Origin of the sequence: uncultured Escherichia sp. (assembly GCF_948475835.1) — a bacterium.
Lineage (GTDB): Bacteria > Pseudomonadota > Gammaproteobacteria > Enterobacterales > Enterobacteriaceae > ECMA0423.
Genome location: NZ_CAOLGM010000154.1, coordinates 1 through 8481 on the forward strand (window position 1 = coordinate 1; position 8481 = coordinate 8481).

The window sequence follows — 8481 nt, forward strand, 5'->3', positions numbered from 1 at the left end:
CATAATTAGCTTGTCGGTTTTTTGCAGCATACTCGCCGCCTCTGCTGCGGAAATCCCCGGCAGCGTCGATGGCATATACAACAAGTCGCCTTCATTGATCTGCGGTAAAAATTCCCCGCCAACTTTATTGAGCGGCCAGAGAACCGTCAGCACCGAAAGCGCCGCCACCAGCAGCGTGGTTTTCGGCCAGTGCAGTACTTTCAGCAACAGCGGATGATAAACACGAATCAAAAAGCGATTGAGCGGGTTACTGCTTTCCGGCGGAATTTTGCCACGGATCCAGTAGCCCATCAGGATCGGGATCACTACGATCGCCAGCAGCGCCGCACCCGCCATCGCATACGTTTTGGTGAACGCCAACGGGCCAAACAGACGCCCTTCCTGCCCTTCCAGGGTGAAGATCGGGATAAACGACAACGTGATAATCAGCAGACTGATAAATAGCGCCGGCCCCACTTCAACAGACGCATCGGTGATCACCTGCCAGCGCGTTTTATTATCCAGCGTGGCGTCAGGATGCTGGTGCTGCCACTCTTCCAGCCGTTTATGTGCATTTTCGATCATGACGATAGCGGCATCGACCATCGCCCCGACGGCAATCGCAATGCCACCCAACGACATAATATTGGCATTCAGTCCCTGGAAGTGCATGACAATAAAAGCAATACACAACCCCAGCGGCAACGAAATAATCGCCACCAGCGCCGAGCGCACATGCCAGAGAAACAGCGCACAGACTACCGCCACCACAATAAACTCTTCCAGCAACTTGCCGCTGAGGTTGTCGATGGCGCGGTCAATGAGCTGGCTGCGATCGTATGTTGTAACTATCTCCACGCCTTCCGGCAGACTACTTTTCAGCGTTTCCAGTTTGTCCTTCACGGCGGCGATCACTTCTCGGGCGTTTTTGCCGGATCGCAGGATCACCACCCCGCCCGCCACTTCACCTTCGCCATTCAGTTCGGCAATGCCCCGGCGCATCTCCGGGCCAATCTGGACCTTCGCAACATCACGCAGATAAACGGGCACGCCATTTTCACTGGCTTTTAAAACGATGTGATTAAAGTCGTCGAGCGTTTGCAGATAGCCGCTGGCGCGCACCATATATTCCGCTTCCGCCAGTTCGATCGACGAACCGCCCGCTTCCTGGTTTGAAGCATCCAGCGCGCTTTTTACTTCGGCGAGACTGATGCCATACTGCGCCAGGCGCTGGGGATCGATAACCACCTGATACTCTTTCACCACACCGCCCACCGACGCCACTTCCGCAACGTCAGGGATGGTTTTCAGCTCATATTTGAGAAACCAGTCCTGTAATGAGCGTAAATCGGCCAGATCGTGCTTACCGCTGCGATCCACCAGTGCATATTCATAGATCCAGCCAACACCCGTGGCATCTGGCCCCAGCTCGGCGCTGACTCCCGCAGGCAGCTTACCCTGTACCTGGTTGAGGTACTCCAGCACCCGCGAACGCGCCCAGTACGGATCGGTGCCATCTTCGAAAATGACATACACATAAGAGTCGCCAAACTGTGAGAAACCGCGCACAGTCTTCGCGCCAGGCACCGACAACATGGTGGTGGTTAGCGGATAAGTCACCTGATTTTCAACGATTTGTGGTGCCTGACCGGGATAGCTGGTTTTAATAATAACCTGCACATCGGAGAGATCCGGCAGCGCATCCACTGGCGTATTAATGATGGTCCAGGTGCCCCAGATGCTCAGAAACAACGCGCCCATCAGCACCAAAAAACGGTTCGCCACCGAGCGACGAATAATCCATTCAATCATTGGTTATTCCCTCAATGCGCATTGGTAGCACTTTCAGAGCGCATCCGCTCCAGTGCGCCAGAAATATTGGCTTCGGAATCAATCAGGAACAGGCCGCTGGAAACCACCTTTTCACCTTCCGCCAGACCAGAGCGTAATGCGGTGACGCCTTGCGATGCCTGGAAAACAGCAACGCGTTTCGGTACAAAGCGCCCGTCGGCATCAACGGTAATCACCCGCTGTTCGCTGCCGGTATCAATCAGCGCTTGTGACGGAATGAGCAGCATCGGTTCGCTGGCGGTGTTGAGTTGCAACCAGGCGTTCATGCCCGGTTTTAGCGCCTCGTCGGCGTTGTCGACTTCCAGACGCAGCTGCAGCGTGCGGGTCGCGGCATCCACACCAGGTAGCAGCGTCCATTTGCGGATGGTGAGTGTTTTATCCGGTCGCGCCGGAACGGTGAGGGTAAACTGCGAGGCATCTTTCACCAGCCAGGCGATGGACTCCGGGATCGCAGCAGTGACCCACACCGGGTCCATACCCTGAATTTTCGCGACCACGTTATCTTTGGCGATATTCATTCCCGCGCGCAGATCAAACGCGGTGATCACGCCATCAATGGGCGCTTTGAGCGTAAAGCGAGTCTGGATTTTTTGCGTGGCGATCAGGCGGCGAATATCCGCCTCCGGCATTCCCGCCAGTCGCAGCCGCTCAAGAATGCCTTCAGTCTGGGTCGCCGTACCGCCGGTTTCGCGCAGCAGTAAATACTCAGTCTGCGCTTCCACCCAGTCAGGAATGGTCAGGTCGAGAAGCGGTGTGCCCTTTTGTACTTTATCGCCCACGGTAAGCGGATACACCTTGTCGATAAACCCGGCAGCGCGAGCCTGCACAATGGCATACTGATACTCGTTGTAACTGACATTCGCCGGGAAACTCTGGGCAAAAGTCAGCGGTCCGCGCGTGACGGTAGCCGTTTTCACCCCCAGATTCTGCGTCTGAGTCGGGTCAATGCGCACACCAGACGCAGAACTCTCTTCATCGGCATATTTCGGCACCAGATCCATATCCATAAACGGCGATTTACCTGGTTTATCGAACCGCGTATTGGGATACATCGGGTCGTACCAGAATAAGATTTTACGTTCTGCGGTCGACGTTTTTTCTGCAGGCGGTTCCGCCTTTGCAACCCAGGTAAAACCTGCCGCAGAAATAATACCGCCCGCGATCATGCTGCCGATAATAAGCGCGATTTTTTTCATCTCATTAAACCTGGGTTACTGGCTGACTTTAATATCCTGTAATAAAGAAAGGTTGCCCTGCTGGACAAAATTAAACGCCACTTTGTCGCCGGTTTTAATTTCACTCATTTTCGTCTGCGGGGTGATGGTAAAGCGCATGGTCATCTCCGGCCAGTTCACAGCAGCAATCGGATCGTGATGGATGGTGATTTTTTTGCTTTCCAGATCAATACCCTTTACCTCGCCAGTGGCACTAATAACCTGTGGTTGTGCTTCGCTCATGGTTTCATGATGATGTTCGTTAGCCTGGGCATTAAAGCCAATAACGGTAAACAGACTGAACATTGCGACTTGCAGTGCTTTTTTCATTTATTCTCTCCTGGAGTTAAAAGTTATTGCTGCCAACCGCCACCAAGTGCGGTATATAAAGAAATTTCGTTAACCTGACGGGCATAATTCAGGTCAAGTAAAGTTTGTCGGGTTGCAAATAACGAACGTTCGGCATCCAGCACTTCCAGATAACTTACTGCGCCGTGCTGATATAATGCCCGCGCCCGTTGCAAAGTAATTTGCAGCGATGCCAGATAACGCTGCTGGGCGCTAATTTGATCGTTCAGGCTTTGACGTAATGCCAGCGCATCTGCCACTTCTTTAAAGGCGTTCTGGATTTTCTATTCATAATTCACTACCGACTGCTGCTGGCGAATTTCGGCGATATCCAGATTGGCCTGGTTGCGTCCGGCATTAAAAATGGGGATCTCAATTTTAGGAATAAAATTCCACATCCCGCTGCTGGCGTTAAATAATGACGACAGATCGCTGCTGGCGGTTGATATTCCGCTGGTCAGGCTTATAGATGGGAAAAATGCCGCGCGTGCGGCCCCAATATTGGCATTAGCCGCCATTAACGCGTGTTCAGCTTCCATAATATCCGGGCGCTGCAATAAGATTTGCGACGACAAGCCCGCCGGTAATTTAACGCTTTGCAGGCTGTCGCTGTTTACTGTCTGCGCTTGCGGCAGCTTGCCGTAGCTTCCCAGCAACAGTTGCAATGCATTATTCGCCTGCGCCAGTTCCCCCTGACGTTTAGCGATGTCGCTGCGGGTACTTTCTATCACCCCGCGAGCCTGTTCCAGCGCCAGAACATTACTGCTACCTGTCAACAGTTGTTTTTCGACAAACGCATATGACTGCTGATAATTACGCAGCGTTTCTTCAGCTATTTGCAATTGCGCATACGCCAGTTGCTGATTGAAATAGCTTTGCGCGACATTAGAAACCAGCAGAATATGCACCGCGCGCTGAGCTTCCTCAGTGGCTAAATAATTTTGGCGCTCGGCTTCGCTCATGTTCTTTAAGCGACCGAAAAAATCGAGGTCAAAGCTGGCGTTAAGGCCGGTCGAAAACTCCCGTGTCGTGGCGGTATTCCCTTTAAGATTACCGCTCCAGCTGCCGCTGCCCTCGCCATTGAGCTGTGGGTAGCGGTCGGCATCGGTCAGACGATATTGCGCCCGTGCCTCCTGCACTTTCAGCGTCGCCATGCGCAAATCCCGGTTATTCACCAGCGCCTCGCTAATCAGCGTCTTCACCTGATTATCAACAAAAAAGGTGCGCCAGCCCGCGTTCTGATAGTTATCTGCTGCGTTAACGAGGCCGTTCTGGCTGAGTGAGAACTGCTGCGGTACGGGCATTGCCGGGCGCTGATAATCCGGTGCCAGTGAACAACCGGTTAGCGCAAGGGCCACACAAAATGGCAGAAGTTTACAAGGAGACATAGGCTCATAATTTCTGATGATTTTATGCCGCCAACTTTACTCGCCAGGCTCTGATTTTCCGGTGACAGGAAAATGACAAAATTGTCATTTTGCCAATAAGCGATTGCCATCTGATCCCGCTACTCTAGAATTGCCCGGGCAACATGCGGAGGAAATATGAAACTGTTGATTGTCGAAGATGAAAAGAAAACCGGAGAATACTTGACCAAAGGGTTAACCGAAGCCGGTTTTGTGGTCGATTTGGCCGACAACGGGCTGAATGGCTACCATCTGGCGATGACCGGTGATTATGATCTGATAATCCTCGATATTATGCTGCCGGACGTGAACGGCTGGGATATCGTGCGCATGTTACGCTCCGCCAATAAAGGGATGCCGATTCTGTTGCTTACCGCGCTTGGCACCATTGAACATCGCGTCAAGGGGCTGGAGTTGGGGGCAGATGACTACCTGATGAAACCATTCGCTTTTGCTGAACTGCTGGCGCGGGTGCGCACTCTCCTGCGGCGCGGGGCGGCGGTAATTATCGAAAGTCAGTTTCAGGTTGCCGACCTGATGGTCGATCTCGTCAGCCGCAAAGTCACCCGCAGCGGCACGCGCATCACTTTGACCAGTAAAGAGTTTACTCTGCTGGAGTTTTTTCTCCGCCATCAGGGCGAAGTGCTGCCCCGCTCGCTTATCGCCTCGCAGGTGTGGGACATGAATTTCGACAGCGACACTAACGCCATTGATGTGGCGGTGAAGCGGCTACGCGGCAAAATCGACAACGACTTTGAGCCGAAGCTGATTCAGACCGTGCGCGGCGTGGGCTATATGCTTGAGGTGCCGGATGGTCAGTAAGCCATTTCAGCGCCCGTTTTCGCTGGCAACCCGTCTGACCTTTTTTATCAGCCTGGCCACCATCGCGGCGTTTTTCGCCTTTGCATGGATCATGATCCACTCAGTGAAAGTGCATTTTGCCGAGCAGGATATTAATGATTTAAAAGAAATTAGCGCCACCCTTGAACGGGTACTTAATCATCCTGACGAGACGCAAGCCCGACGCTTAATGACGCTGGAAGATATCGTCAGTGGTTATTCCAACGTGTTGATTTCCCTGGCAGATAGCCACGGCAAAACGGTGTATCACTCCCCCGGTGCGCCGGATATCCGCGAGTTTACGCGTGACGCCATACCCGATAAAGACGCGCGGGGCGGTGAGGTGTATCTCCTTTCCGGCCCGACGATGATGATGCCAGGCCACGGTCACGGGCATATGGAACACAGCAACTGGCGGATGATTAACTTGCCGGTTGGCCCGTTGGTGGACGGCAAACCGATTTATACGCTCTACATCGCGCTTTCGATCGATTTTCATCTTCATTACATAAATGATTTGATGAATAAACTTATTATGACCGCATCTGTCATCAGCATCCTGATCGTCTTTATCGTGCTATTGGCGGTACATAAAGGTCACGCGCCGATCCGCAGCGTCAGCCGTCAAATCCAGAATATCACCTCGAAAGATCTCGACGTTCGCCTTGACCCGCAGACCGTGCCCATTGAGCTGGAACAGCTGGTACTGTCGTTCAACCATATGATCGAGCGTATTGAGGATGTCTTTACCCGCCAGTCCAATTTCTCAGCGGATATCGCTCACGAAATTCGCACGCCGATTACCAATCTCATCACGCAAACGGAAATCGCCCTCAGCCAGTCTCGCAGCCAGAAGGAGCTGGAAGATGTGCTCTACTCTAATCTCGAAGAGCTGACGCGAATGGCGAAAATGGTCAGCGATATGCTGTTTCTCGCTCAGGCCGATAACAACCAGCTAATCCCCGAAAAGAAAATGCTCAACCTGGCGGATGAAGTCGGCAAAGTGTTCGATTTTTTCGAGGCGTTAGCGGAAGATCGCGGCGTGGAGTTGCGGTTTGTTGGCGACAAATGTCAGGTTGCGGGCGATCCGCTGATGCTGCGTCGGGCGTTAAGCAACCTGCTTTCTAATGCCCTGCGTTATACGCCACCCAGTGAGGCTATTGTAGTGCGCTGCCAGACGGTCAATCATCAGGTGCAAGTTTCCGTCGAAAACCCCGGTACGCCCATTGCGCCCGAGCACTTACCGCGATTGTTTGACCGTTTCTATCGCGTTGACCCTTCCCGCCAGCGAAAAGGTGAAGGTAGCGGTATTGGGCTGGCGATAGTGAAATCGATTGTTGTCGCGCATAAAGGCACGGTTGCGGTAACGTCAGATGCGCGGGGGACAAGGTTTGTGATTATGCTGCCGGAGAGAGAGTGATTATTAAGTTCAAATTCAGGGCGTGGTGCATCACCTCCTGGTATTGTTGATCAACAAATTAGAGAAAAACTTATTAAACATATGAAATATCGAAGGCTTTTATTTTTCAAAGTTTCACGAGATGTTTGTATATGAAACTTAGTTAAATCTGTGTTTCTTCCAATTGTAGATCACAATGCCCTTTCTAAATTTTCATCGTTATAAACAAGCCATCTATCATATAAAGCAATGAATAATTTAATCGCGATTAATCATCATTAATTGTTATATTATTCACTCAATCTATTTATCAAGTGAATTTGATAAATTCCTAATTTAAAATATCCACTATTGAGCCAGTATTTAACAACGTTAAGATGTGCAATGTGCAGATCATGTTATCAGGGTGGAGCGGTAGCATATATTTCTTATGCAATCATTCATTTTAATAATGTTAATTGGATTATTTATTGCTGTGAATAAAAATATATTATGAATATTGGTTTAACTTTGCGTTTTTGTTACTCGTTGTGATATGCGTACCTGTCCTGAATAACGCCAAGAAACAAGAGGTTGAGCTTGTGATTATTTTTTTGACTGAACAGACACCCGTTTCTGTAAAGTAATATTTAAACAAAATTCTCACATAACCATAGCATTTTCTGTTCCTTCCCTAATAACGTCTGAAGTCGTCCCGCTTATCACATTATCCGCAGTTGTACGGTACGGATCATTATTCATTTTACTGGAGGTTGCTATGTCAACCGGATTACGTTTCACACTGGAAGTGGACGGCCTGCCGCCGGATGCTTTTGCGGTGGTTTCCTTTCATCTGAACCAGTCACTCTCTTCGCTCTTTTCCCTCGATCTCTCCCTGGTCAGCCAGCAGTTTCTCTCCCTTGAATTTGCGCAGGTGCTGGACAAAATGGCCTACCTGACGATATGGCAGGGCGATGAAGTACAGCGCCGGGTGAAAGGCGTGGTGACCTGGTTTGAACTCGGGGAGAACGACAAAAACCAGATGCTGTACAGCATGAAGGTGTGCCCGCCGCTGTGGCGCACAGGGCTGCGCCAGAACTTCCGTATCTTCCAGAATGAGGACATCGAAAGCATCCTCGCTACGATCCTGAAGGAAAACGGTGTGACCGAGTGGAGTCCGCTGTTCAGCGAGCCGCATCCTTCCCGTGAGTTTTGTGTCCAGTACGGCGAAACCGATTACGATTTCCTGTGCCGGATGGCGGCGGAGGAAGGCATCTTCTTTTATGAGGAGCACGCGCAAAAAAGTACCGACCAGAGCCTGGTCCTGTGCGACACCGTGCGTTATCTGCCGGAGTCCTTTGAGATCCCCTGGAATCCGAACACCCGTACCGAGGTGAGCACCCTCTGCATCAGCCAGTTCCGCTACAGCGCACAAATCCGCCCTTCTTCCGTGGTGACCAAAGAC

At 51.3% G+C, this 8481-nt stretch carries 5 protein-coding genes and 2 pseudogenes; 3 read left to right on the top strand and 4 right to left on the bottom strand.

Annotated elements, in window-relative coordinates:
- The 4 genes and pseudogenes from cusA to cusC form a co-directional block, all read right to left on the bottom strand.
- Window positions 1–1791 (bottom strand): annotated as a pseudogene (cusA, locus tag QZF50_RS21000) (Cu(+)/Ag(+) efflux RND transporter permease subunit CusA); the annotation flags it as partial.
- A gap of 11 nt (window positions 1792–1802) precedes the next feature.
- Window positions 1803–3026: a Cu(+)/Ag(+) efflux RND transporter periplasmic adaptor subunit CusB gene (gene cusB, locus QZF50_RS21005; RefSeq protein WP_000717163.1), complete on the bottom strand. Its 1224-nt coding sequence runs from the start codon at window positions 3024–3026 to the stop codon at window positions 1803–1805.
- Window positions 3027–3041: 15 nt separating this feature from the next.
- Window positions 3042–3374 (bottom strand): Cu(+)/Ag(+) efflux RND transporter periplasmic metallochaperone CusF, encoded by a 333-nt coding sequence (gene cusF, locus QZF50_RS21010; protein ID WP_000709865.1) that lies wholly within the window; start codon window positions 3372–3374, stop codon window positions 3042–3044.
- Between the two features lie 23 nt (window positions 3375–3397).
- Window positions 3398–4780 (bottom strand): annotated as a pseudogene (gene cusC / locus QZF50_RS21015) (Cu(+)/Ag(+) efflux RND transporter outer membrane channel CusC).
- 156 nt (window positions 4781–4936) lie between these two features.
- On the opposite strand from cusC, the gene cusR reads away from it, so the two are divergent.
- From cusR to tssI, 3 genes are all read left to right on the top strand, one after another.
- A complete protein-coding gene (cusR, locus tag QZF50_RS21020) occupies window positions 4937–5620 on the top strand; it encodes a copper response regulator transcription factor CusR (protein WP_000770941.1) in 684 nt (227 codons plus the stop codon).
- Complete coding sequence (gene cusS, locus QZF50_RS21025; protein WP_000253830.1) at window positions 5610–7058, top strand: Cu(+)/Ag(+) sensor histidine kinase CusS; 1449 nt, start codon at window positions 5610–5612, stop codon at window positions 7056–7058. Before cusR ends, cusS begins: the two co-directional genes overlap by 11 nt.
- Before the next feature lie 736 nt (window positions 7059–7794).
- The coding region (tssI, locus tag QZF50_RS21030; protein WP_290388974.1) for a type VI secretion system tip protein TssI/VgrG at window positions 7795–8481 on the top strand (687 nt) is incomplete at its 3' end.